The organism is Angelakisella massiliensis (assembly GCF_900104675.1).
GTDB classification, from domain to species: domain Bacteria; phylum Bacillota; class Clostridia; order Oscillospirales; family Ruminococcaceae; genus Angelakisella; species Angelakisella massiliensis.
Window position 1 is genome coordinate 711,499 of sequence record NZ_LT629944.1, and the last position, 24,423, is coordinate 735,921.

19 protein-coding genes, 1 tRNA gene and 2 pseudogenes are annotated in these 24,423 nt (G+C 52.3%); 10 read left to right on the forward strand and 12 right to left on the reverse strand.

Going from position 1 to position 24,423, the window contains the following annotated elements; all coding sequences use genetic code 11:
* Window positions 1–301: 301 nt before the first annotated feature.
* The 3 genes from spoIVA to BQ5383_RS03895 form a co-directional block, all read right to left on the reverse strand.
* Window positions 302–1,783, reverse strand: a complete 1,482-nt coding sequence (gene spoIVA / locus BQ5383_RS03885) for a stage IV sporulation protein A (RefSeq protein ID WP_071429419.1) — start codon at window positions 1,781–1,783, stop codon at window positions 302–304.
* A 29-nt stretch (window positions 1,784–1,812) separates the two neighbouring features.
* Window positions 1,813–3,333: a DUF3794 and LysM peptidoglycan-binding domain-containing protein gene (locus BQ5383_RS03890; protein ID WP_071429421.1), complete on the reverse strand. Its 1,521-nt coding sequence runs from the start codon at window positions 3,331–3,333 to the stop codon at window positions 1,813–1,815.
* A 202-nt stretch (window positions 3,334–3,535) separates the two neighbouring features.
* Complete coding sequence (locus BQ5383_RS03895) at window positions 3,536–4,921, reverse strand: MATE family efflux transporter (protein ID WP_071429423.1); 1,386 nt, start codon at window positions 4,919–4,921, stop codon at window positions 3,536–3,538.
* A gap of 652 nt (window positions 4,922–5,573) precedes the next feature.
* Here BQ5383_RS03895 and BQ5383_RS03900 point away from each other — a divergent pair.
* The 4 genes and pseudogenes from BQ5383_RS03900 to BQ5383_RS03915 form a co-directional block, all read left to right on the forward strand.
* Complete coding sequence (locus BQ5383_RS03900; RefSeq protein WP_071429424.1) at window positions 5,574–5,897, forward strand: PadR family transcriptional regulator; 324 nt, start codon at window positions 5,574–5,576, stop codon at window positions 5,895–5,897.
* On the forward strand, window positions 5,894–7,084 hold the full coding sequence (locus BQ5383_RS03905; protein WP_071429426.1) for a DUF2812 domain-containing protein: 1,191 nt from the start codon (window positions 5,894–5,896) through the stop codon (window positions 7,082–7,084). The genes BQ5383_RS03900 and BQ5383_RS03905 overlap by 4 nt, the downstream gene beginning before the upstream one ends.
* Before the next feature lie 150 nt (window positions 7,085–7,234).
* A pseudogene (locus BQ5383_RS22055) lies at window positions 7,235–7,459 on the forward strand (transposase); the annotation flags it as partial.
* A 15-nt stretch (window positions 7,460–7,474) separates the two neighbouring features.
* Window positions 7,475–8,424: pseudogene (locus BQ5383_RS03915) on the forward strand (IS3 family transposase); the annotation flags it as partial.
* A gap of 94 nt (window positions 8,425–8,518) precedes the next feature.
* Here BQ5383_RS03915 and trxA read toward each other — a convergent pair.
* Window positions 8,519–8,833: a thioredoxin gene (gene trxA, locus BQ5383_RS03920; protein WP_071429428.1), complete on the reverse strand. Its 315-nt coding sequence runs from the start codon at window positions 8,831–8,833 to the stop codon at window positions 8,519–8,521.
* A gap of 316 nt (window positions 8,834–9,149) precedes the next feature.
* Window positions 9,150–11,183: an ATP-dependent DNA helicase RecG gene (gene recG, locus BQ5383_RS03925; protein WP_071429431.1), complete on the reverse strand. Its 2,034-nt coding sequence runs from the start codon at window positions 11,181–11,183 to the stop codon at window positions 9,150–9,152.
* A 160-nt stretch (window positions 11,184–11,343) separates the two neighbouring features.
* Between recG and BQ5383_RS03930 the strand changes: the two genes are divergently transcribed.
* Window positions 11,344–11,419, forward strand: a tRNA-Lys gene (locus BQ5383_RS03930).
* A gap of 257 nt (window positions 11,420–11,676) precedes the next feature.
* On the opposite strand, the gene BQ5383_RS03935 is transcribed toward BQ5383_RS03930, so the two are convergent.
* On the reverse strand, window positions 11,677–12,759 hold the full coding sequence (locus BQ5383_RS03935; RefSeq protein WP_172724580.1) for an IS3 family transposase: 1,083 nt from the start codon (window positions 12,757–12,759) through the stop codon (window positions 11,677–11,679).
* Between the two features lie 276 nt (window positions 12,760–13,035).
* On the opposite strand from BQ5383_RS03935, the gene BQ5383_RS03940 reads away from it, so the two are divergent.
* Window positions 13,036–14,670: an ATP-binding protein gene (locus tag BQ5383_RS03940; protein ID WP_235821930.1), complete on the forward strand. Its 1,635-nt coding sequence runs from the start codon at window positions 13,036–13,038 to the stop codon at window positions 14,668–14,670.
* Window positions 14,671–14,845: 175 nt separating this feature from the next.
* Here BQ5383_RS03940 and BQ5383_RS03945 read toward each other — a convergent pair whose 3' ends face one another.
* Entirely contained in the window at window positions 14,846–15,349 is a 504-nt protein-coding gene (locus BQ5383_RS03945) for a hypothetical protein (protein ID WP_071429436.1), read from the reverse strand.
* A gap of 252 nt (window positions 15,350–15,601) precedes the next feature.
* On the opposite strand from BQ5383_RS03945, the gene BQ5383_RS03950 reads away from it, so the two are divergent.
* Together BQ5383_RS03950 and BQ5383_RS03955 are read left to right on the forward strand one after the other, a co-directional pair.
* Window positions 15,602–16,102, forward strand: a complete 501-nt coding sequence (locus BQ5383_RS03950; RefSeq protein ID WP_071429438.1) for a GNAT family N-acetyltransferase — start codon at window positions 15,602–15,604, stop codon at window positions 16,100–16,102.
* 68 nt (window positions 16,103–16,170) lie between these two features.
* Window positions 16,171–16,413 carry a hypothetical protein gene (locus tag BQ5383_RS03955; protein ID WP_071429440.1) on the forward strand — a complete coding sequence of 81 codons (243 nt, stop codon included), beginning with the start codon at window positions 16,171–16,173 and terminating at the stop codon, window positions 16,411–16,413.
* A gap of 100 nt (window positions 16,414–16,513) precedes the next feature.
* Here BQ5383_RS03955 and BQ5383_RS03960 read toward each other — a convergent pair whose 3' ends face one another.
* The 3 genes from BQ5383_RS03960 to BQ5383_RS03970 form a co-directional block, all read right to left on the reverse strand.
* Window positions 16,514–17,659, reverse strand: coding sequence for a DEAD/DEAH box helicase (locus tag BQ5383_RS03960; protein WP_235821931.1), 1,146 nt, complete (start codon window positions 17,657–17,659; stop codon window positions 16,514–16,516).
* Between the two features lie 614 nt (window positions 17,660–18,273).
* The gene (gene tnpA, locus BQ5383_RS03965; RefSeq protein ID WP_071428887.1) at window positions 18,274–18,744 is read right to left on the reverse strand and encodes an IS200/IS605 family transposase; all 471 of its coding nucleotides are present in this window, start codon (window positions 18,742–18,744) and stop codon (window positions 18,274–18,276) included.
* 207 nt (window positions 18,745–18,951) lie between these two features.
* On the reverse strand, window positions 18,952–19,992 hold the full coding sequence (locus BQ5383_RS03970) for a hypothetical protein (RefSeq protein WP_071429442.1): 1,041 nt from the start codon (window positions 19,990–19,992) through the stop codon (window positions 18,952–18,954).
* Between the two features lie 289 nt (window positions 19,993–20,281).
* On the opposite strand from BQ5383_RS03970, the gene BQ5383_RS21850 reads away from it, so the two are divergent.
* Together BQ5383_RS21850 and BQ5383_RS03980 are read left to right on the forward strand one after the other, a co-directional pair.
* Window positions 20,282–21,091 carry a GIY-YIG nuclease family protein gene (locus tag BQ5383_RS21850; RefSeq protein WP_338061405.1) on the forward strand — a complete coding sequence of 270 codons (810 nt, stop codon included), beginning with the start codon at window positions 20,282–20,284 and terminating at the stop codon, window positions 21,089–21,091.
* Between the two features lie 143 nt (window positions 21,092–21,234).
* Complete coding sequence (locus BQ5383_RS03980) at window positions 21,235–21,801, forward strand: hypothetical protein (protein ID WP_071429444.1); 567 nt, start codon at window positions 21,235–21,237, stop codon at window positions 21,799–21,801.
* A gap of 135 nt (window positions 21,802–21,936) precedes the next feature.
* Here the strand turns inward: BQ5383_RS03980 and BQ5383_RS03985 are convergent, their stop codons facing one another.
* On the reverse strand, window positions 21,937–22,473 hold the full coding sequence (locus BQ5383_RS03985; protein ID WP_071429446.1) for a GNAT family N-acetyltransferase: 537 nt from the start codon (window positions 22,471–22,473) through the stop codon (window positions 21,937–21,939).
* A gap of 4 nt (window positions 22,474–22,477) precedes the next feature.
* On the reverse strand, window positions 22,478–24,280 hold the full coding sequence (locus tag BQ5383_RS03990) for an ABC-F family ATP-binding cassette domain-containing protein (protein ID WP_071429448.1): 1,803 nt from the start codon (window positions 24,278–24,280) through the stop codon (window positions 22,478–22,480).
* Window positions 24,281–24,423 lie beyond the last annotated feature (143 nt).

The following is a 24,423-nucleotide window of genomic DNA, read 5'->3' on the forward strand; positions in this document are numbered from 1 at the left end:
GGGCGCGAAACCGGGGGTATCGCCGCTGGTTTCGTCAGGAACCTGCGGCGTATCCAGGGGGACCGGGTCCCCCTGGAAGTGTGCCGAATCCTTTCGGCACACTCAGAGGGACATGCGCCTGATTTTTATACCACGACCCGCGCCCACCAGGGCGCGAAACCGGGGGTATCGCCGCTGGTTTCGTCAGGAACCTGCGGCGTATCCAGGGGGTATTGGATACCCCCTGGAAGCGTGTCGAACTTTTCGACACGCTCAGCGCCCCGGAGCAGCCTCCGGAGCGCCCTTTTCTTTCTTCTCTTCCTTAAAGAATAATACAGATCAGTCCGCTGCAGCCCTCGTTGATGATCCGCTCGATGGTTTCCTGCATCTTCATCCGTGCGTCGCCGGGCATCCGGTACAGCTTGTTGCGCAATCCCTCGTTGACCAGCTCGTGGAGGGACTTGCCAAAGATATTGGATTCCCAAATCTTTCCCGGAGATTCCTCAAACTCCTGAAGCAGATACCGCACCAGTTCCTCCGACTGCTTCTCACTGCCTACAATGGGGGCTACCTCGGTGGTGATGTTTGCCTTCATCATATGAATGCTGGGAGCGCTGGCACGAAGGCGCACACCATAACGGCCTCCCTGCTTGACAATCTCCGGCTCCTCCAGGGTCAGCTCATCCAGGGTGGGCATCACGATGCCATAACCGGTGGCGGAAACCTCTTCCAGGGCGCCGCTGATCTTTTCATACTTTTCCTTGATGCGGGCCAGTTCCACCATGCAGGGCAGCAGGCTTTCCTCATCCTGGATCTCCAGGCCGGTGGCCTCTCCCAGCACCCGGTAGAACAGTCCCCTGCCAATGTCTACCCGGCATCGGATAGAGCCTGTGCCCAGGTCGATGGCGGCAATGCGAATATCCTCAATATACTCGCAGTCTTTCAGCCCCGATACCGCCGTTTCCGCTGTTGCCACCCTGGACAGGGCGGGAGCAATGGAGCGCACCTGCTTGCAGATGGCCTCCCGGAGCCAGTGGCCTTTTTCCAGACGGAGAATCCATGGGGGGATATTCAGCGCTACCTCCCGCACCGGGAACTGATAGAGGATCTGGCCCAGAATGGCTCTGATCTCCTCCTCCCCCAGTTCCAGGCAGTTGACCGCCAGCACCGGTACCCCATACCGCTCACTCAGCTCTTCCTGCAGCTGCCGGGCCTGCTGGCTCCGGGGCTGAGCACAGTTGAGGAGCACCACGAAGGGCTTGTTGATGGCTTGCAGCTCCTCCACCACCCGCTGCTCCGCTTCCTCGTACTCCTGACGGGGAATATCGCTGATGCTGCCGTCAGTGGTGATTACCAGGCCGATGGTGCTGTGTTCGGTGATTACCTTTCTGGTGCCCAGCTCGGCGGCCATATTGAAGGGGACCTCCCGATCAAACCAGGGCGTCATCACCATTCTGGGCTGTTCATTTTCAATATAGCCCAGGGCGCTGGGCACAATGTATCCCACACAGTCGATCATCCGCACCTGGAAGTGCACCTGACCATCCAGGGTGATCTTCACCGCTTCCTCAGGGATGAATTTCGGCTCGGTGGTCATGATGGTCCGCCCTGCCGCCGACTGAGGCAGCTCATCCACCGCCCGATCCCGTCTGGGCTTGTTGTCGATATTGGGCAGCACCATGGTTTCCATAAAGCGCTTGATAAAGGTGGATTTTCCTGTACGCACCGGCCCCACCACGCCGATATAGATATCCCCGCCGGTCCGCCGGGCAATATCCTGATACAAACTGGTCGTTTGTTCCAAAGCTCTTTCCTCCTTTGTCACCCGGTCCTCTAGATCACCGGCACCAGCAGCACTTCCCGCTTTCCCGGCTGCCGCTCCTCCTCCGGATTCTCCTCCTGAATACGCCGGATGCTGGTATTGTAGCGTTTGGCTATCTCCCAGAGGGACTCCCCCTCCTCCGCCAGGTACAGGTAAAGTCCCGGGGCCATCAGCCCCTCCCGGGGCTTTTTTTCATCCACCTCCAGCGACTCGATCACCGACTGTTCCCCAGTCAGGTAGATCATCCCTTCCAGTACCAGCTGGCACCGAAGCTCCGCGCCGCCGCCGGTGAGGGCAAAATCACTGCTTTCCGCCTCCAGCCGCAGATCTGTCTGCCCCGCAGGCAGCTCCATATTCAGCTTCTGGGTGAAGGGGACATTTTTATCCAGATACAGGATCTCCCCTTCCTTGGTCTTTACCAGCATACAGAGGGTGATTTTCCCTTCTATTCCCACGCCTCCGGCCTCGGGGCGCAGGCTCCAGGAGCCCGGCTCACTCCACAGATCCAATACCTGCTGGGTATTCTCCGGCAAAGGCATGGTCTGCCGCATGGGGAAGGGTTCCCGCACCGGTCTTACCTCCCGCAGCAGCGTATGCCGGCGGGTGCGGAAGGTACAGGGATGACGGGTGGAATAGCAGTCCGTACAGATTTGGGCCTGATATCCTCCGTGGATGCGCACGGTGAAGAGCACCGAACCTGTAAGCACCACACAGCGGTTTTCTCCCTGGCCGTCCTCTCCCGGCTCCAGCTCCAGGGAGAGAACCTCCATGCGGCTGTCGCACAAGCTGTCTTCATCGGCGCCTTCCATCTCCAGGGCGGCGGCAGCGGGCACAGTGAAGTTCATCTGCTCCCATTCTCCGGAAACGCTGTGGTACAGCATCCGTACCTCCAGCTCCCCCTTGACCGACACCCTGCCTCCGGATGCCCGGCACTCCACAATTCTGGGGCTGCACTGCCAGCGGAGAATCCGAAGAATGGGCGGTTTTCCATAGGTCAGCTCCAATGTCTGTTCCAGATGGCTTTCCCGGCTCTCCTGTCCCAGGATGCGTACTCCGTCCACCTGTTCCTCCCGCAGCTCCAGCTCCGGCTCCTCACCGCCGCTGACCGCTTCCTCCTTGCGGCAATGGATCACCCGTACCGTCAGTGTCACCGCTCCCCGGATGTCCAGACGCCGCTGTCCCACGCCCCGGCAGTTGATATAACCGGGGGCCGCCGAGACGGTGACGCCGGGAGACTGGGCCTCACCCCGCAGTTCCATCAGCCGGGAAAAGGGCACCTTGAATTCCGCCTTGGTCAGCTCCTCTCCCGAGGCAACATAGTAGACCGTCAGCCGGGCGATTCCTTCCACCTCCAGCTGACCTCCGTTGAGACGGCGCGCGGTGACCACCGGGGTCATCACACACCGCAGCACCCGGACCAGATCCGGGCAGTCGTCCGGCAGCATGGCGTCACATTCCACCGGCTGCTCTACCGTGGTATCCAGCAGCACTTCGCTGGGATACAGCGGCTGCTTGTTGAGCTTCAGTTCCATTCCATGACCTCCTCGCCTGTTCCTTCACGACAATATATTCAGGGTTTGTACCGTTTAGAAGGCCCGGCGGGAGGAAATGTCCCTTTTTCCTTTTTTCATTCCCTGGGGCGATATCAAAGGCCCTTGCCTTCCCTGTTTCAACAGAAAAAGCGCCCTGAACTCCCGGAAGGGAATCCAGAGCGCTGGAACAATCTGATGCCGGTCAGCCGGCTTTTTCCGTTTCGCAAGGGGATGGAGCGGAGGGCTCCGGTGGAATGAAGTGCATGCGCAGCTGCCGCAGCTCATACAGCGAGACCGGAATGAGCAGTATATCGGCGAAAATCCAGGCGGCGGGGTTTGCCATACAGATGGCGTCAAAGGCAAAGCGTCCCACCAGCAGGAAGGCCACCAGGCTTCTGGCCGCCAGCTCAAAGACACCCGCAGCCATGGCAGGAACGCCGAAGCCCATGCCCTGGAGGGAGTTACGCAGCAAAAACAGCACTCCCAATACGGGATAGAACAGGGCGTTGATCCGGAGAAATTCCTGGGTATAGGCCAAAATGGCCACTTCGCTTTTATCCAGGAACAGCAGGGCAATGGCGTCTCCCCAAAACCAGGTCAGAACAGCAGCCACCACGCAATAGCCCAGGGACAGTCCCAGGCTCAGACGGATACCATGATCGATTCGATCCACCCGTCCCGCACCCAGGTTCTGTCCGCAGTAGGTGGCCATGGTGATGCCGATGGTCTCCATAGGCTGGGTAACGATATTCTGTACCTTGTTGCCTGCCGTTACCGCCGCCACCACCTGGGAGCCAAGGGTGTTCACCGCCGTCTGGATAATGGTGGAGCCCACAGCGGTAATGGAAAACTGCAGGGCCATGGGTAACCCCATGGACAACAGCCGAACGGCGCTGCGGCGCTCCGGCCTCAAATCCTGGCGGCCCAGGTGAAGGATGGGGAAACGCAGCACGATATACACCAGGCACAACAGCCCTGATACTCCCTGGGAAATGACGGTGGCCCAGGCGGCTCCCGCCACTGCCAGGTCAAAGCGCAGAATGAACAGCAGGTCCAGCCCCACATTCAGCAGGGAAGAAAGGATGAGAAAATACAGAGGTGTGCGGCTGTCTCCCAACGCCCGCAGGATTCCCGCCAGCATATTATAAAACATGGTGGCGCCGATGCCCCAGAAAATAATGGAGATGTAAGTAGCCGCATCCTGAAAAATATCCACAGGGGTCTGCATCAGAGTCAGGATCATGGGAGTACCCCAAACGGTGACCGCCGTCAGCACCACTGTGATGATCACGCCCAAGTAAAGGGAATGAGCCACCCCCCGGCGGAGGCTGCCCATATCCCCCGCCCCAAAGGACTGGGCCAGAGGCAGGCTGAAGCCGCTGCAAATGCCGGTAACAAAGCCTATGACCAAAAAGTTGATAGAACCGGTGGAGCCTACCGCCGCCAACGCCTGTACCCCTACAAAACGCCCCACAATAATGGTGTCGGCCATATTATAAAACTGTTGGAACAGGTTACCCAGCACCATGGGAAAAAAGAATCCCAAAATCAGCCCCAGGGGCTTGCCCCGGGTCATATCCTTAACCATTGTTTTTCCTCTTCCTCCATCCCTCATGCCGTATCTGCTGCAAGAAAGTTGATCATCTTTTTCATAGGGATTTATCTTAACCGCAGAATTATCAAAAGTCAATGGATTTTTTGCAGCCGATTTTCAAAGCCTTTCATTTTCGGCAATTTGAACCGCACCGCTTTCCTTCCATCCGCCTTCCCTGTATAAAGTGGAACAAACACTTTGATTCTTGACAGAAAAAAAGGGCTGCGTTATAATATCGTTAGATGATATCATTAAATGATATTGAGGCTCCGCAGAAGTATTTTCCATGATGCTTTGGGGTTATCCAGCGTTTATCCATCCCTCAGCCGTCTGCCGGGCCGGTTCGAATCAGAGCCGGAATCTTCAGCGGAAAAAGCTTGCCTGCTTTGATGGGATGGCAACCAATCCTTATGGAGGGCTGACTTTTCCTTGCGCAGCTTCCCTTCCTTCTTTGTCATTTCCCGGAAGCAGAGCATATTTGCGCCAAAGGCAGCAGGCAGTCTCTCCCTTTATAACACCCAAAAGGCGCTTTGAACAGTGGGAATAAAACCGCTCCGGCCACACACCTTTTACTTCTGCCCCCAGGCAATTCAAAAAGGGGGGCTCTCTGCTCTGCCTGTTCCAATCCCCAGCAAGGAGGTCAAAAATGCCGAAAAAACCCCTGGATACCCTGACTGAATCCATGTTTTATGTGCTGATGGCTTTATACCATGCGCCCATGTGCGGTATTGATATCGCGGCCTTTATTGAAGAGCGCACCGGCGGCAGACTTCAAATGGGGCCGGCCACCCTTTATACCATTCTTGGCAAGTTTGAAAAAGTGAAATATATCCGGGAAATTGAAGTTCAGGGGCGCCGCCGTACCTATGAAGTTACTCCTCTGGGCCGGGAAGCCTGGGAGGAAGAGGTTCAGCGGCTCCGCTGCTGCGTCGCCAACGCTGAGCAAACTATCAAGGAGGGGTTATTATGAGTAGTTCCCGCCATGTTTACCAACTTCCCCCCTGCCCCGCCTGGGATGTGGAGGGAACTGAAAGCTGGCTGACCGATCAGGCCGCCGCCGGGCTGATGCTGGCGAAAGACGGTTTCTTCGCCGGCTTTGCCACCTTTGAGCGAACCGAACCTCAAACCGTCCGGTACCGTCTGGAGGCGGCTCCCAAGCCAGTGAGCTTCTGGGCCGATGACGGCGGGAAGCCGGACCCCGAGGCGGAAAACCTCAATGCCGCCTATGGCTGGGAGTATGTAGCCTCCCGAGGTCAATTTTACATCTATCGCACCAACTCTCCGGAGGCCCGGGAGCTGAACACCGATCCCAAAGTGCAGGCTATCGCTTTGGACCTGGTTCGGAAACGGGAACGGGGCAACTGTCTGAATCTGTTGTTCTGGACACTGTTCTATCCCGTTCTGGGGATGCGGGGCGGCATTCTGTTGGTGGCGGTAGAGGTGGGCAGTTGGTTTTTCCTGTGGACCTTCTTGCTGGTTCTTTGGTTCTTTCTCCGTTCCCTGGCCGGTTTGCTGTATCTGCGAAAGCTGCGGAAAAAATTGGCGTCGGGGGAGGCCCCGGATCATCGGCGGGATTGGCGGAAACCCATAGCCCGCCATCGTCTGGCAACCCTGGCTTTGATTCTGGTTTGCGGTGCCTGGGCAGCGGTGGCTCTCCATCTGTGGAGCAATGAGGTGATGGATGTTTATAAGCAGCCTCTCACCGATCAAGCTCAACTGCCCTTTGCCACTATGGCAGACTTCCTTCCCGGGGACTGGCAGCGGGCTGATATGAACTGGACCAATACCATAGAGCGGCGCACAGACTGGCTGGCCCCGGATATGATCCATTTCAATGAATCCGGCAGCATTTCTCTGGGGGACGGCAGAAGTCTCCAGGGCGGTCTGATCATCGATTATTATGAAGCCCGTACAGATTGGCTGGCTCATTGGCTGTTTTTGGATTTGCAGCGTGCCGCCAAACGCACCCGAGATTACGAGGTATTGCCCGCGGTGGAAGTGGGAGCGGACGAAACCGCCGCTTACCAGGAATATTTCCCCACTCTGCTGATTCGCCAGGGAAATAAGGTGCTTCAGGCGGTCTTTTATCAAACCTCCCCCAACTACACCATGCCCAGAGAGCAATGGGGCCGGGTACTGGCGGACAGCATCCAATAAAAGAAAGTCCTCCACTGAAAAATATTTTCTGTTTTACCATTTGAGAGGACCCCGAAATAAAGATAAAAAGTGAGCATCAAAACACAAAGTGAAGTGCACCCCATTTGTTAGACAGTATGATATACTGACTAAGAAGTGGGGTGCTTTATTATGCCAAAAGGAATACCAAACAAACGTTATACACCAGAATTCAAGAAGCAGGTGGTTGAGGCAGTCATGCAAGATGGCCTTAGCTATGAGGAAGCTGCCAAGCTATACGAAGTCCATGGACATGGACGCATTCAAAGCTGGGAACGGATTTATCTGGAAGAAGGTCCGGAAGGCCTTGCTATAGAGCGTCGAGGACGCAGGAGTACGGGCGAAACGGAGAGACTGCCAAGCAAAGTGGAAGAGGATTTACTCGCTGAGGTTCAGCGGCTACGAGCAGAAAATGCTTACTTAAAAAACTTGCAAGCCTTGGTTTTGGAAGAAGAGCGACGCCAGCACAAAAAGCGCAGGTAGTTCAAAAACTGAGGCATGAATTCTCGCTGTCGTTTCTGCTCGAAATCGCTCAACTTCCTCGTGCTACCTTCTACTATCATCTGAAGCAGATGAGGGTACCAGACAAATACAAGGAAGTCAAAGCAGAAATCACCCTGATTTACCACGAGAACAAAGGACGGTATGGGTACCGCCGTATCACAACTGAGTTACATAACCGTGGATTTATTTGCAATCACAAGACTGTCCAGCGGCTTATGAAAGAATTAGGCTTAGTCTGCCGTGTCAGAATCAAGAAATATCATTCTTACAAGGGAGAAGTGGGCAAAATTGCTCCTAATTTGCTAAACAGGAATTTCTGTGCTGAAGAGCCAAACCAGAAATGGGTCACCGATGTGACAGAGTTCAGCCTATTTGGCCAGAAGCTCTATCTTTCTCCAATCCTGGATTTACACAACGGGTATTTGGTGAGTTATGCCATCTTTGACCGACCGATTCTGAGTATGGTTACTACCATGCTGGATAAGGCTTTTGAAACAATACCAGATGCAACAGAGTTAATCCTTCATTCCGACCAAGGTTGGCAATACCAACATAAGCAGTACCAGCGTATGCTTCGTAAGAAAGGAATTCAACAGAGTATGAGCCGCAAAGGTAACTGTCTGGATAATGCTGTTATGGAAAATTTCTTTGGCTTACTCAAAAGTGAGTTGCTGTATCTGCAAGAATTTGAATCTATGGAGCACTTCAAGCGGGAACTGCTGGACTATCTGGATTACTACAACAACCGCCGCATCAAGGCAAAGCTGAAGGGCTTGCCGCCTGCTCTTCACAGACAACAAGCCCTTTCGGCTGCTTAGACAATTTTTACTTTCAAATATTGTCTAACTTTTTGGGGTCACTTCATTTCTGGATGATGGATTGTTTTTTTACTTTATTTTGCGGTTTTCCGGCTTATTTGCGGCCCATAGCCAGAACGGATTCCTTGCCCTGGACGCCCATGACCTTGTCCACCACCTGGCCGTTCTTGAATGCCATGAGAGTGGGGATGCTCATGATGCCGTACCGTCTGGCCAGCTCAGGCTCCTCATCCACATTCACCTTGCCTACCTTGGCAACTCCCTCCAGCTCATCAGCAGCCTGATCCACAATGGGGGAAAACATCCGGCAAGGTCCGCACCAGGAGGCCCAGAAATCTACCAAAACGGTCTTATCACTCTTAAGGACCTCTTGCTCAAAATTATTTGTGGTAAAAGTCAATACTGCCATAATTGATACTCCCTTTCCTGCATGATTGGTTTGTCGGCCGGGACGAATACTTTCATCGGCCCGAACCGTTATTCTGTTCGTTTTCTATATTATATACAGCTTTTGTGTAGTTTTCAACTGTTATTTTAAAAGAAACAGTTGGTTCTTTTTTGGCTGTTTTTACTCATTTTGACCACAATAGCCGCTGATCCTGTTTCTCCGGGGCAAAAGCTTTCCTCCGCACCAGGGAATCCTTCCCGTTTCTGTATGAAAGCTTACTGCATCAACAGGTGCTGCGGCTCCTGCCATGGACGCAGCTGCTCTTTTCTTTTGGAATTCACAGTGCTCCGGCAGTCTCCATCATTCGCTCTACCCGCCGGGCCAGAGCGGGGCAGCTCTCCAGTGTGGGATCCTGGCGGAGCAACAATTCCGCCGCCTCCTGGGTGCGGGCCAGCAAACGGCTGTCAGCGGCAAGATCCGCTACCTGCATCTGCGGAAGACCATGCTGCCGCATACCAAAGAAATCTCCTGGTCCCCGCAGCGCCAGATCCTCTTCGGCGATCCGAAAACCGTCGGTGGTTTTGCAAAGGGTCCTGAGCCGCTGTCTGGTTTCCGGATTCTGGGTATCGCTGAGAAGGATACAGGTGGACCGCTGGGTGCCTCTTCCCACCCGTCCCCGCAGCTGATGAAGCTGGCTGAGACCAAACCGCTCGGCATTCTCAATCATCATAATCACAGCGTTGGGCACATCGATACCCACCTCAACAACGGTGGTTGCCACCAGCAGCTGAATTTCTCCCTGGCTGAAAGCGGTCATCACCGCCTCCTTTTCCCGGGGTTTCATTCTGCCATGGAGCAGCCCCAACCGATAGCCCCGGAAACTGGTTTGCTCCAGCTGGCGCACCCACTCCACCGCCCCTTTCCCCTGAGGCATCGGGCTCTCGGGGTCTTCTTCCACCAAGGGGCAAACGATATAGCCTTGAAGGCCCCGGTCGAGATGCTGGCGAATATAGCCAAAAGCCCGCTCCCGCTTTGGGCTGTCGATGAGATAGGTTTCCACAGGGCTGCGTCCGGCGGGCATCTCATCAATAACGGACAATTCCAGATCCCCATAGATGATCAGTGCCAATGTGCGGGGAATAGGGGTGGCGGACATTACCAGCGTATGGACCCCTTCTCCTTTCGCGGTGAGGGCCATCCGCTGGGCTACACCAAAGCGATGCTGCTCATCGGTGACCACCAGTCCCAGCCCAGCCCAGGACACATCCCCTGTCAGCAGGGCATGGGTGCCTATACACAGGTCCAGCTCTCCTGCTTCCAAAGCGGCTTTTATCTGCTTCTTCTCCTTAGCCCCAGTGGAGCCGGTGAGCAGTCCCACCCGTACACCCAATGGGCTCAGCAGCCCCGTAAGGGTCTTGAAATGCTGCTCCGCCAGCAGCTCAGTAGGAGCCATCATGGCGCTTTGCCGCCCGTTGAGAAAGGCGAAATAACAGCAGGCCGCTGCCACCAGAGTTTTTCCGCTGCCTACATCACCCTGAACCAGGCGATTCATGGGAACTTCCCTGCACAGATCCTCCACAGCCTGGCTGATGGCCCGTTTTTGCGCCCCAGTGGGGGTGAAGGGGAGGCTATGGAAAAAGGGGGCCAGGTCCCGTGGTTCCATGGCGCAGGCACGCTGACTGCTGCGTCCCTCTTTGAGACGGGCAAACCCCATTCCCAAGCAGAGCAGTTCCTCAAAAGCCAGCCGCTGCCGCCCCTGTCTGGCTTGCTCCAGGGTTGAGGGAAAATGGACCCATCTGAAAGCCTGCTGCAGATCCATCAGTTCATAGCGCTGGCGCATCCAGGGAGGCAGGCTGTCAGGGGCCTGCTCCAGGTTGTCCAGAGCTGCCGCCACATGACGGGCCAGCATCCGGGAAGTAATACCCGCCGTTAAAGAATACACCGGAACCAGCTGGGCTCCCTGAACCGGGTAAACCGCCGGGGACTGCATCTCACGCCGGAGGAGTGTGCCCCCCATCCTGCCATAGAAAAGATATTCCTCCCCTTCCCGCAAAGCTGCTACGGTATATTTGCCGTTAAAAAAGGTGAGGGTCATGTCCCCATGGTCATCCACCACCTGCACCTTGAACACAGACAGTCCCTTTCGCAGCCGCTGTTCCCCGCTTTTGGAGGCCACGATCCCCCGCACCGGCACAGTCTCTCCCAGCTGCGCTTCCAAAATGCTCCGGGGATGGCGCAGGTCCACATAGGACCGGGGTACATGGTAAAGCAGTTCTCCCACTGTGCCAATGTTCAGGCGTTGGTACAGCTTCATCCGGGCTTCCCCCACGCCTTTGACGAAACGGATTTCACTGTCCATCGTCAGCGCCATCCTGATCCCCCCTTTGCTGCCTCTCATTATAACCCGGCAAAATATTTTTGTCATCCATATCGGAAAAATCTCCCCAAAAGCCTCTTTTTTCCTTTATTAAATATCAAAAAGCAGTTGACATTCTCCTTCTGGATTGATATAATAATTTAGCGTTCAAGACGAGCCATTAGCTCAGTTGGCAGAGCATTTGACTTTTAATCAAAGGGTCCGGAGTTCGAACCTCCGATGGCTCACCATATTGAACGAGGGTCGACTTTTGGAACAGTTTTTGTAGGCTGTCCCAAAAGTCGGCCTTTGTTTTATCCTCAAAGCCTTGCTTTCAAGGGTTTTACCGTGACAAGTTATCCGTAAGAATCTGGACATTAAAATCCAAACAGTTGAAAATGGCGGCAAAAGCAGCGAAAAATCAGGAATCTGAACCCCTCTTTCCAGAAACAGAACTTTTATTGTTTCCTGAAAAATGCGTCCTCATATTGCTCTGGCGTTTGAAGGTTCAGGGTGGTATGCGGGCGTTTTGATTATAAAAGGCAATGTATTCGTCAATCTTCTTTCGCAGTTCAGCCTCGGAGCGGTAATTATTGCGGTAAAACTCCTCCTTCTTAAATACTGCGAAGAACGATTCCATCACAGCGTTGTCGTGCGGCGTTCCCGCATTGGAAAACGACTGTGTGATCTTTAACTTTTTCAGCAGCTGACGGAACGCATGGGAAGTATATTGACTGCCCTGGTCGCTGTGAAAGATTAAATTTTCCCCCGGCATTCGGGTGTCGTAGGTCATCCTGAGCGTCGCCGTAATCAGCTGTGTACTATTGCGTGTGGATACTTTATGGGCAATCACTTTCCTGGAATATAAATCAACAATGGCACAAAGGTAATAATACCGATCCTTCAATTTCATACAGGTAACATCGCTGACCCAAACACAGTTCGGGGCTTCTGCATGGAACTGCCGCTGTAAAATGTTAGGCTTCCGCTCGTAGCTGTTGGATTTTTTCCACTGTCGCTTGGATGTGGTCGATACACTGCTTAGCCCCATCTCACTCATGAGTTCCCGCACCAATGTTGTACCCGCTTTATAACCGCGCTCATGAAGCACCGCACAAATTTTTTCACTTTCAAATGTCCGTCGGCTGTCATCGAAGATTTCCTGAATTGCCGCTCGCAATTCTTCCCGATGTTTGGCATAGGAGCTATTATCCCGTTTATTCCGCTTGATGTGGTTGTAAAAGGTTCCCCTTGGAACATCTAAGGCTTCGCAAAGAACATAGACACTAAACTGACCGTAGAGCGGCTCCAATACTGCAAGCTTCTCCTGTGTTGTCGCACTGGCAACCGCAGGAACGGATTTCAGGACTGCAATGATTTGCTCCTGCTTTTCGCAGCGGCGGTGAAGGCTGTCAAAGTCTTTCGGAGTAACTGTACGGGAACTGTTCTTGGACTCGACAGACCGATAGGCTTGAATCCAAGAGTAAAAGGTGCTTCTGGAAATCTGATGCTCCTGGCAGATCTCAGTAACCGACTTTCCGTTGTAATATAGACTGGCCAATGTGCGCTTTTCTTTCTCACCATAACGCATCATATGTAATCTCCTTTCACCTTATTTGACTTTTTATGATGATTTAAGTGTATAAGGAGCCCATAAATATGACAAGGGAAAGTTTAAATGTGAGAGGGACATGGCACAGTAAAGGTGCAAAAAACCTGCATTTGTACAGCTGGCCTTGAGGTTGGGAAAAGGTCTGAAAATGCCAGACAGAAATCGATTGTAGAAATAATAAAACCTTGTTATAATGAAAGTCATAATAATGGAAATAGCATTCAAATAAACCGATAATAAGGAGGCGAGGCCGAATTGTATACCCCTATGACGCTTGAAGAATTGATGGAAGCTCAGGAGGGCGAAGGGATTCAGTTTAAGGAAGCAAAGAACCGGTTTGATTTTGGAGAAGCACTTCGTTGCTGCTGTGCGCTTTCAAACTGTGGTGGGGGAAAACTTGTCTTTGGCATTTCGGATAAACGCCCTCGACAAGTTGTCGGTAGCCAAGCATTTGAACAGCCCGAACGCACACGTAAGGGTTTGATCGATAAGCTGCACATTATGGTTGACTTTCAAGTTTATGAACATGAGGGTAAGCGTGTTTTAGTATTTGAGATAGCAGGCCGACCGGTTGGCCTGCCTGTGCAAGCTGATGGCGTTGCCTGGTGGTACGAAGGAGATAGTCTGATTCCTATGCCAGAAACCATTCGCCGACATATCTATGCGGAGGCAGGGTTCGATTTTTCTGGCAGTATTTGTGTTGAGGCAACTCTTGGTGATTTAGATTCATCTGCTGTAGACGAGTTTCGCAACAAATGGGCTGAAAAAAGTGGTAATCGTCGGATCATGAGTCTTTCGCAAGAACAACTTTTGCGAGACTGTGAAGCCATTATTGACGAGGACGGAATTACATATGCAGCACTGGCGCTATTTGGTAAACGAGCAGCGCTCGGAAAGTTTTTGCCACAAGCCGAAATCGTTTTTGAGTACCGCTCGTCAAATGCTTCTGGCCCAGCAAATCAGAGAGAGGAATTTCGGGTAGGATTTTTTTCTTGCTATAACCGCTTGTGGGAGCTTATTAATCTGCGTAACGACAAGCAACACTATCAGGAAGGTTTTTTTGTTTATGATATTCCCACATTTAACGAACGCGTTGTTCGCGAGGCAATTTTGAATGCAGTAAGTCACCGGAATTATCAAATGGGTGGGAGCGTGTTTATCCGGCAGTATCAAGATCGGCTTGTAGTAGAGAGTCCAGGAGGCTTTCCGAATGGAATTACAATTGAAAATATCCTGGACCGGCAATCGCCGCGTAACCGCCGTATTGCTGAAATTTTAGCGCTTTGTGGTCTGGTTGAGCGCTCTGGTCAGGGAATGAACTTGATGTATGAGTGGAGCATTAAGGAGGCAAAACAACTGCCTGATTTCACAGGCACAGACCAAGATTTCGTAAAATTAACTCTAAACGGTCTGGTGCTGGACGAAAAAATGTTATCGCTCATTAACCGCATAGGTGATGAGCGGATGGAGTCGTTGACCACTGGCGATTTCTTGGTAATCAACGCAATGTATCATGCAGAAAGCATTCCTCAGAATCTCAGGCAGAACTTAAAACGTTTAGAAAATCTGGGATTAGTAGAGCATATCGGCCGCAACAAATATGTTCTGGCGCGCAGCCTATACGCCGCAGTTGGAAAATCCGGTGTACATACGCGGATCGTTGGTTTGGATCGTGAAACAAACAAGGAACTGCTACTGAAGCACATCCGCGAAAATGGCGAGCACGGAACGCCGCTCAGAGAATTGCAACAGGTACTACCTGGGCAAAGTCATAATCAATTACAGGTTCTTATGCGTGAGCTTCAGCGTGAAGAACGTGCATATTGCAAGGGTAAAACCCGCGGCGCAAGATGGTTTGCAAATGATTTTGGTTCAGACTCGGATAATTAAATGCGACTGAAATGAGACCTAAGTCGCATTTCAGTCGCATTTAAAAGCAATTCTTTTCATTTAAATTACAATAGTTTGGTTTTAAATGCATGTCTGAAAGCTATTATCTATAGTGTTGCGATGTTCCAAAAAGAGACACGATTTGTATCGTGTCTCTTTTTTTGTGTTTCACCACTTATGAAGAGAATCGCTGTACCGCAAAATCCAGCAGCCGGGGCGCGTATACGGTTAAATGTTTGAACGGACCTGCTGAAAATGCTTCCGCTTCTTCCGGGGTCTCCGGCGTCAGGTAAAACACCGGATCGGTCACATCATAGCAGTCAAAAAGATAGCGGCTGCCTCCCGCCATGACATAAATTTCAAACACAGGAGAAGTCCTGACCGGATCACTCACCAAATCCAGGTCTTCTTCGCTGATACTGTTGAGGATTTCCACCACTTCTTTTTCTTCTTTTTCTGATAACACAAGGTTTTCCGGGAACGGGAACAGTTTATGGTGGAAAGGATCGCTCAGGGAGATACCCTCCACATCTGTGGAGGAGATGGTTTGACACCATTTGAAAAACATACTGTTTTGGGTTTTGCGGCGAATGATGAAAGGTACCACTGCCTGTTGAACCACAAAAGCGCCGCAGAGCAAAAGAACCAGCAGACACAAGCTCCCTTTGACCGCTTTCATGTAACGTCCCTCCTTGCCCACTCAGCTGCCAGGCGTCTGTTCGCTTTTTGTTTTTTCCACTGTTTTCTGTTTTATTTTACCATCCGCATCATTTTGGTACAAGTTCCGCCAGGCTCTGCCCTCTTTTTCTTTTTTCAGACTGATGAAAATCATCCCCTCTTTTTCCAGCCCTTGCGCCTTTTTTCTATTCTGCTATAATATCCTCATAGATCAGGATTCCTGCTCAATCCGGTCCTGAAAGGAGCTGTCTTCATGGAAATCATTCCAGCCCAACTGCAGCATCTTCCCGCTATTTTGGACATCTATGACCATGCCCGGACGTTTATGGCCCAAGCGGGCAATCCTACCCAATGGGGAGATGGATATCCCCAAAAGGCACTGTTGGAGGAAGACATCGCTTTGGGGCGCCTGTGGGTGGCAAAAGAGGGAGAAACGCTTCACTGTGCCTTTGTCTTCTGTCCCGGACCGGAACCGATTTATGAGGAAAGCGCCGAAGCCTGCTGGCCTGATGACGGTCCCTACTGGGTGATTCACCGGATCGCCTCGGCAGGCCTTCAAAAGGGTGTAGGCGCAGCGTGCATCCAATGGTGTCTGGAACAATGCGCCAGCCTGCGCATTGATACCCATCCTGATAATCTGCCCATGCAGCACACCTTGGAAAAATGCGGCTTTTGCCGCTGCGGCCGTGTCTATTATGGCGATTCCCCGCGAGTGGCTTTCCAGAAGTACGGCGCTCTTTATAAACAAAACTGATCCTCTGTCTTTTCGTTTTGGAAAAACCATGGCCTGTTATAATAAACCCTTGGAAAGGAGCTTTTCTTGTGCCCCCTGTCGTTTCTTTGCTGCTGGCGGTAGTTCTTTATCAGCTGCCTTATACTGCCCTTGTGTTGTTGATTGCCTGGCGCATCAAAGATCCCACCCGGCGGCGCCCCCCTTTTGTAGCGGTTTCTCTGATACAGTTTTTTGTCAGTACAGGAGGGCTCATTTTTTTGATCACCTCCCTGGTACTGTTTGCGATATTTTACAGCTTGTTCATTCTCCGGCCATCAGGACGGCTGCGGTAACCCGGACAAAGAGAGGTTTTTCCGCTTTTTATTTCCTGGATTAAATTCAAACCCCGGACTGTCGTTTCTGCTCACAGTCCGGGGCTTTTTTATCAGCTCTTTATTTATCCGACTTTTCCCTGATTTCCCCCTCGTCGGTGATTTCCAGGGGAATCATCACCGATTTGGTATAGCGGATGATATTGTCCAGCCGTTTTTTGTCATCGGGGGCATAAAACAAATAGGCTTCTCCTTCTTTTCCCGCCCGTCCGGTACGTCCCGAACGATGGGTATACGTCTCATTGTCCAGCGGCGTCTCATAGTGGATAACAGCGTCCACATCGGTGACATCAATTCCTCGGGCCGCTACATCGGTTGCAATGAGGATGGCGATTTTTCCTGCTTTATAGGCCGCCATGATCCGGTTGCGGTCCGATTGGGCCATATCTCCATGCAGGCACTCCGCCGCGAATCCCCGGTCCACCAGCTGTCCGCAAAGGCTGGATGTGGCATACTTGGTGTTGCAAAAAATGAGAGTGCGGTGAAACTCTTTCTGCTTGAGTATCGCCACCAAGTCCCGAAGCTTTTTGCTGCCGGTGCTCTGAATGCAGTATTTAGTAATTTTAGGTTTGCTGGCTTCCACCGGCAGCACGGTCAGCTCCACCGGATCCATCTGATACAGCCAGCCGATATCCATCACTTCCCGTGAAATGGTAGCGGAAAACATCACCATCTGCTTGTCCTTGGGCAGCCGGTCCAGGATCTTTCGCACATCCTTGAAAAAGCCCATATCCAGCATCTCGTCCGCCTCATCCAGAACAGCATACTTGACCTTATCCAGACGAATTGTTTTTCTGGCCATATGGTCCAGTAAGCGCCCCGGCGTGGCCACTACGATCTGAGGACGGTTTTTCAGGGCGCTCAGCTGCTTACCCATAGGCTGCCCGCCATAAACTGCCACCACCCGGACGCCTTCCTTAAAATAAGCCAGATTCCGAAGGTCATCGCAAATCTGCGTACACAGTTCCCGGGTTGGGCAAAGAACCAAAGCCTGGAGCCATGGCTTATCCGCTTCCACTTTCTCCACAATAGGAATGCCAAAGGCACAGGTTTTTCCAGTACCAGTGGGCGCTTTGGCAATAATTTCCCGTCCCTCCAGCATCACAGGGATGGCTTTTTCCTGAATCTCTGTCATCTGTGTAAAGCCCATTCGCTCTATGGCCTTATGCATCTGCTGGGAAACAGCCAAATCTTTATATTCCATCATTCTTTCAACGCTCCGTTTTCCGCCCCTGATTTTGCCTCACATCAGCTGAGGTTTTCTGTTTTCTATTATAATGCCTCCCGACCTGCGGCGCAAGGGGCAGGTAGAGTACGCCCCCAATGGTTCTGAACACTCGCTGCCAATATAAATTTTCAGCGTAAAGTATGAAAGGGAAAATGCTTTCTTCATCATACATTCTCCAAAACTGCCAGGTGTGATGCGAAAATTTGACTTCGCATATATTCACACAATCAAAACCACCAGTTGAACTGGTGGTTTGCACCAGCCTTAGAAGGGCATATTACCAGCCCGCGTCTTAAGACGCACTGAATGTTACTTCGCTTGCATCACTTGCTCCGCAGCCCGTAAACGGGCAATTGACGTTACTTGGAAGTTTTTTTCATGGACGAAAATTTGCTCCTTGCAGCTCGCTTCGCTCGATGCTTGAAGCTAAAGCTTCTTATGGGATGCCTCCACCGACAGAGTCGGTGGTTTCCATTGACAAGCAAATAAATATCCCCCCGCAAAGCGGGGGGTATTTCCGTTTCGGGCATAGCCCTAATACTACAGGCAACGCACAAGTGCGTTTTTTATTGGCCTGCCAGCCACGCATAGGATTACTTGCTACCCGTAAACGGGTCTCTGGGATCGTAAAGACTTATTTGATCACTTTCTCGATCCATCTTTAATTGGTTCTCGATATACTCTTTTATTGCTTTTGTATTCTTTCCTACTGTGTCCACGTAATATCCTTTGCACCAAAATTCACGGTTCCGATATGCAAACTTCATATTCCCAAACTTTTGAAATATCATTAAACTGCTTTTTCCCTTGAGGTATCCCATAAATCCCGATACACTCATTTTTGGGGGGATACTTAGAAGCAGATGGATGTGATCTGGACATACTTCTCCCTCTATAATCTCAACCCCCTTCCATTGACACAGTGTTCTGATGATATCTCTTATTGCTGCTCTTTTTTCGTTATAGAATACTTTTCTTCTATACTTTGGCGCAAATACCACATGATATTTACAATTCCACTTCGTATGTGCTAGACTGTTTGTGACGTTATTTTGCTCTGGCATTTTAATGTCCTCCTAATGTGTTTTTCAGCGTAACTGGCAGGTCACGTTTTTACTTTAACACATTAGGAGTTTTTTATCTTTTTCACCGCTTAAGCTCTTTTGAACCACGCGACTATCGCGTGGTTTTCTTTACACAAAAAGGGCCCCCCTGGAGATAGGGGGCCCTTTTCATTCAGCCTTTCGGCTTAAGTTCTGTTGCGAGAACTCTTATTTCTTCAGGGAAACTGCGCCAGCAGCAACCAGAGAAACAACAGCCAGAGCGGTAGCTACGCCGACAACGTCGTTAGCGCCGGTCGCGGGGTTCTCAGTGGTGGTGTCGCCATCACCGGTATCAACAGCGGTGGTGTCCAGCTCGATGTCGGAGATGACATACTGAACAGCGGAGCGGACCTTACCAGTCCAAGCGTAGACATCCTCGTCCCACTTCAGGCCGGAGTTGGTGAGCTTGCCATCCTTAACGGCATAGACATACTCATCCTCAGCAGCATACAGCTCGAAGGACAGAGTGGTGGGGAAGCCGTTGCCCTCGATCTCGAAGAAGCGCATCTCAGCATCGGGATAAGCCTTCAGGATGTCGGTGTCAGCGTCCATGTTGAAGCCATAGAACACTTCGTCGCCATCATAAACGCGGCCCTCAGCATAAGCCTCGCCCTCGAAGTCGATCTCGGTGGTCATGTAGGAAGCGGGATCACCGTAGGAAACGGTGATGTCGCTGCCATTGTTGCTGCCAGTGGTAGCGGTCTCATCCTTGTCGTACTCGACATACAGAGCGTCGCCAGCGGTCAGGTTGATCTCAGCGTCAGCATCGGTCACAGCGACAGTGCTCTTGTCCCAGCCCAGCTCGATCTCGATCTTGCCGTTAGCATAGGTGTACTCGTCGTTCTTCTTCAGGATGGTGGTGTCATCATCCTTGATGGTCTTCTTGGCCTTAACAGCCAGCTCAGAGATGGTCACGTTGACCTTGGAAGTGGTCAGGGTGTAGTCCTGCTTGAACTTGATGACCAGCTGATCATCATCGTTGAAAGCAATGCTGTCAACATAGGAAGCGCCCTTGGTGATCTTCTTGGTGGAGATCACGAAGTTGTCCTCGTTGAAGTCGACATCGCTCACAGGAACCGCATTACCCTTATCATCCTCGAAGCTGGTAGCGCCCAGCTTCAGAGAGCTGCCGGGTTCCTTGTACTCAACAGCAAAGGCCAGAGTAGCCATCATGGCCACGGCCAGTACCAGAGCAAGTACCTTTTTCATTGTGCTTTTCCTCCATAAAATTTTAATCTTTACCGGACGGCTCTCCATTTCCGTTCCGATGGTTACAGTATATTACAACTCTGTAACTTTTGCAAGTGGTTTTGTCATTTATTTTTTCTGAAAAGCCATCTTTTACAATTCATTCATAATTCCACTGTGTTTACGCCCTTTTTTACCCTTCTTTTCAAACTTTCGGTTACAATTTCGTCATATCTTTCCTTTGTACTGAGATTTGCTTCCCCTTCTACCAGAGATTATAATAGGTTCATGAAAGAAAAGGAGGGCGGCCATGGCTGAGAGAAAGCTTCCTGTTACCTATTTATTACAATGCGCCGACGGAAGTCTCTACTGCGGATGGACCAATGATCTGCCACAACGGCTGGCTGCCCATAATAAGGGGCAGGGAGCAAAATATACCCGCAGCCGCCGACCGGTCACCTTGGCCTGGTGGGAACCCCAGCCGGACCGAAGCACGGCTCTGAAACGGGAGCGGCAGATAAAAGCCCTCACCAGAAAACAGAAGCTGGCTCTGATCGCTGCCGCCTCTCCCTGGCAAAGACGACTGCCTGCAGAAAGGATGTATGGGATGAATCAAAACCATCTGGAAATCGAACGAAAATTTTTGCTGGACTGCTTTCCGCAGCAAACGCCTTCCTATAAGGCCATCATGGAGCAGGGGTACCTGACTACCAAGCCCACGGTCCGCATCCGGGCCATCCGGGACAGCGAGGGGAGCCGTTACCGTCTGACCATCAAAGGCAAAGGCACCCTCTGCCGCACCGAAGTAGAGGTATCTTTGGAGGAAAGCGCTTATGAAGCTCTGCTGCCTCTTCTTCCCATGCCGCCGGTAGTCAAGGAATTCCGAACCTATCCCCTTCCTGACGGGCTGACACTGGAGTGCAACCTGGTGGATCCGGGAAGCGACACCGCCTTTTATTATGCTGAGGTGGAGTTTGACAGCCGGGAGGCGGCGGAAGCCTTTGTTCCCCCGGATTTTCTGGGCAAGGAACTGACCGGGGACAAGGACTTTACCATGGCTGCTTATTGGCGCAGAAAGCTGGCGGCTCTTTCTGCCCCAGACAGCAAAGAGAAAGAATAATCCCGTTGCCCATCTCTCCAAAAACTGATATACTGATAAAGATATTCCTACTTCGACGGCAGCTGCCTCTGTTCCAAAAGGAAAGTGCTGCCTGCCGGTTTCATGTTGTGATTTTACCGTTTTTAAAATAAAGGAGCGATCACATGGCCACCAAAGCCTCCGCCAAAAAGAAGAAGCAGCCCACTGCAAAAAAAGAGCGGGCCTCTGCCCCAGTACCTGCCCCTGCTCAGGATCACAGCCCGGAAAACAAGCTGCTCCGGCTGATGAGATTACATCGCCCTGCCATCATTCGGGGGGCTTGTCTCGGGGCGGTACTGATTGTGGCGCTGCTCGTGGGGATTCCCTTTGGGGAACAGTTTGTGGAGGAGGGCCGGGCCAGCCAGGTGGTAGGCAATGCACGCACCTTCTGCCGTGGCGCGCAGCTGGCCGCCGGTGAACAGATGAGCAGCGGAGAAACGCCGGAGCAGGCGGCGGAGTATCTCCTTACCAGCCAGGGCTTTTCCGACGCTCAGGCCGCCGTACAGGAACAACCTGCTGTGGAAGAGGAGCTGCCGGTAACGGAAATCGTGGATGTGACCCTGGACAGCGATGGCTGGATCACCGATTTTTCCTGCATCGTCGCCAATGGCAAGGACAGCTATCTGGTAACGCTGGACCTGACCTCCGGTGACGCTACCGCGGAAAAGCAGCCAAGGGTGGAAGAAAATTGAATTTTTCCTTGAAATGAATCTGAAAACAGGGATGTATTGCCATCTTTGCGGACTTGTCAGTCTGAAAGAGGCGATACATCCCTGTTTTTTCTCTATTTTTCTGCGAAAACTCGCACCCATCATTTTCTCAAAGCTTTATCTGGCCGCTTCCTCCCGAAGAAGTCCATACAAACACAGGTCACAGATAGCGCCATTTTTCACCACACCCCGGCGGATGGTTCCTTCCAGAGAAAAGCCATTTTTCTTCAGCACCCGGCGGGAAGCGATGTTGGGAGCGTAAACCGCCGCTGTGATCCGCTCCAGATCCAGCCGCTCAAACACCTCCCGGCAGAAATGCCCCACTGCCAGGGTAGCAATCCCCCTTCCCCAAAAAGAGCGGTCCAGCAGATAACCCAATTCCCCATCCAGGCAGTAAACATCCTCTTTTCGTTCTACACTGATATTTCCCGCCAAACGGCCGTCAGCTGCAATTGCCCGAAACAGACCTTTTCCTTCCTTTTCCTCCTGGGCAATATGCTCCAGCCACCAATCGGCGCTGTCCAGTGTATAGGGGCTTGGCAGACGGTCGCTGAGATACCTCCGGTCCGCACCATTCATCAGCTGCGTCAGGGCCTCCCGATCACTGGGGGCAAAGGGACGAAGCTCTATTTTTACCTGGTTTAACTTTTCCACAGTTTCAGTTCTCCTCCACTGTCTCCCCGGCGGCGATCTTTTCCGCCAGGTCATTGAGATAGACCCACCGGTCCATCTTTTCTGACAGCTGTTCTTCCAAATGAGCTTTTTGGGCCATCAGCTCTTCCAGGCGGACAAAGTCGGCCGCAGACCGGGCCATCTCCTCCTCGACGGCGGAAATCTGTTCCTCCAGTCCCGCAATTTCTCCATCGATTGCCTGATATTCCCGTTCTTCCTTATAACTGAATTTCAGCTTGCGGCTCCGGGAGCGTTCCGGGGCTTTCTCTTTTTCTGCTTTTGCCGCTGGCCTCTCCTGTTGACGGTTCTTCCGCTCCTCCAGCCATTGGGTATATCCCCCCAGAGTCCGTCTCACCTGGCCGTCCTCCTCCCAGGAGAAAATCTGGTCGGCGATCTTGTCCAGGAAATATCGGTCATGGCTGGCGGCGATGACCACACCGGGGAACCGGTCCAGGTAATCCTCCAAAATGGACAGGGTCTGGATATCCAAATCATTGGTGGGCTCGTCCAGCAGCAGCACATTGGGTGCTGTCATCAAAGTCCGCAGCAGATAAAGCCGCCGCCGCTCTCCGCCGGAAAGCCGCCCGATAAAGGTATACTGGAGGCTGTCGTCAAAGAGAAATTTCTCCAGCATCTGGCTTGCAGTGAGGGTGCCCTCGGGGGTCTCAATGGCGTTGGAAATCTCGCGGATATAGTCGAAAACCCGCTTATCCTCCGGCATGGCCTCATATTCCTGAGAAAAATAACCGATGCGCACTGTCTCACCGATCTCAATGGTACCGCTGTCCGGCTGTACCGAACCGGTGAGCATTTTGAAAAAGGTACTTTTACCGCAGCCGTTATGACCCACAATGCCGATACGGTCCCCCCGCTGTACCCGATAGGAGAAATCCCGGAGCACTGTTTTATCCCCAAAAGCTTTGGAAAGGTGCTCCAGCGCCATGATCTTCTTTCCCAGGCGGGAGCTGACGGAATTCATTTCCAGCTCCGGTTCCTCCAGACGCACCTCTTTGGCGCTTTCCTGGGCATACCGTTCCAGGCGGAACCGGGATTTTGTGCCCCGGGCCTTTGGCCCCTGACGAATCCAGGCCAGTTCCCGTTTCAGCAGCGCCTGGCGCTTCCGTTCGCTGGCGGCGGCCATCTCCAGCCGCTGGTCCTTCATCTCCAGATACTTGGTGAAGTTGGCGCCGTCATACAGGTACAGCTCTCCATGATCCAGCTCGGCAATGCGGTTGGTCACCCGGTCCAGAAAATACCGGTCATGGGTGACCATCACCAGTGCGCCGGTGTAGCGGCGGAGGTAATTTTCCAACCAATCCACCGTTTCACTGTCAATATGGTTGGTGGGCTCATCCAGAATCAGCAGGTCGGAAGGCCGTACCAAGGCAATGCCCATAGCCAGCCGCTTTTTCTGACCACCGGAGAGAGTTCCCACCGGGGCCGACAGATCTTTCAGGCCCAAGCGGTCCAGGATAGAACGACATTCATATTCCCGGGGGTCCTCATGCCCCTGGGCCACCTGCGCCATGGCCTCCTCCAGCACCGTGCGACCCTCTTCAAAAGCCGGACTTTGAGGCAGCCAGGCTACCCGCACACCACGGCCTGTGGTCACCAGACCGCTGTCCGGCTCCTCCACCCCCGCTAAAATTTTCAGGAGGGTGGATTTTCCGGTGCCGTTGACGCCGATGACACCGATTTTGTCACCTTCGTTGATGCCCAGGGAGGCACCCCGCAGCAGCACCCGCTGTGGGTAGGATTTGTTGAGTTTTTCCGCAGTCAGAAGTATCAATGGTCGTATCTCCGTTTTTCTGTAGATTTGAAAATGTAAAATCCAAATCCGCCACGGGCGGATGGGGCTTGTAAACGCCTTTGCAGTGTCTTAACTATAACTTTTTCATTCGCTTAGAAAAAAGCAACAGGCGAAAGATTATG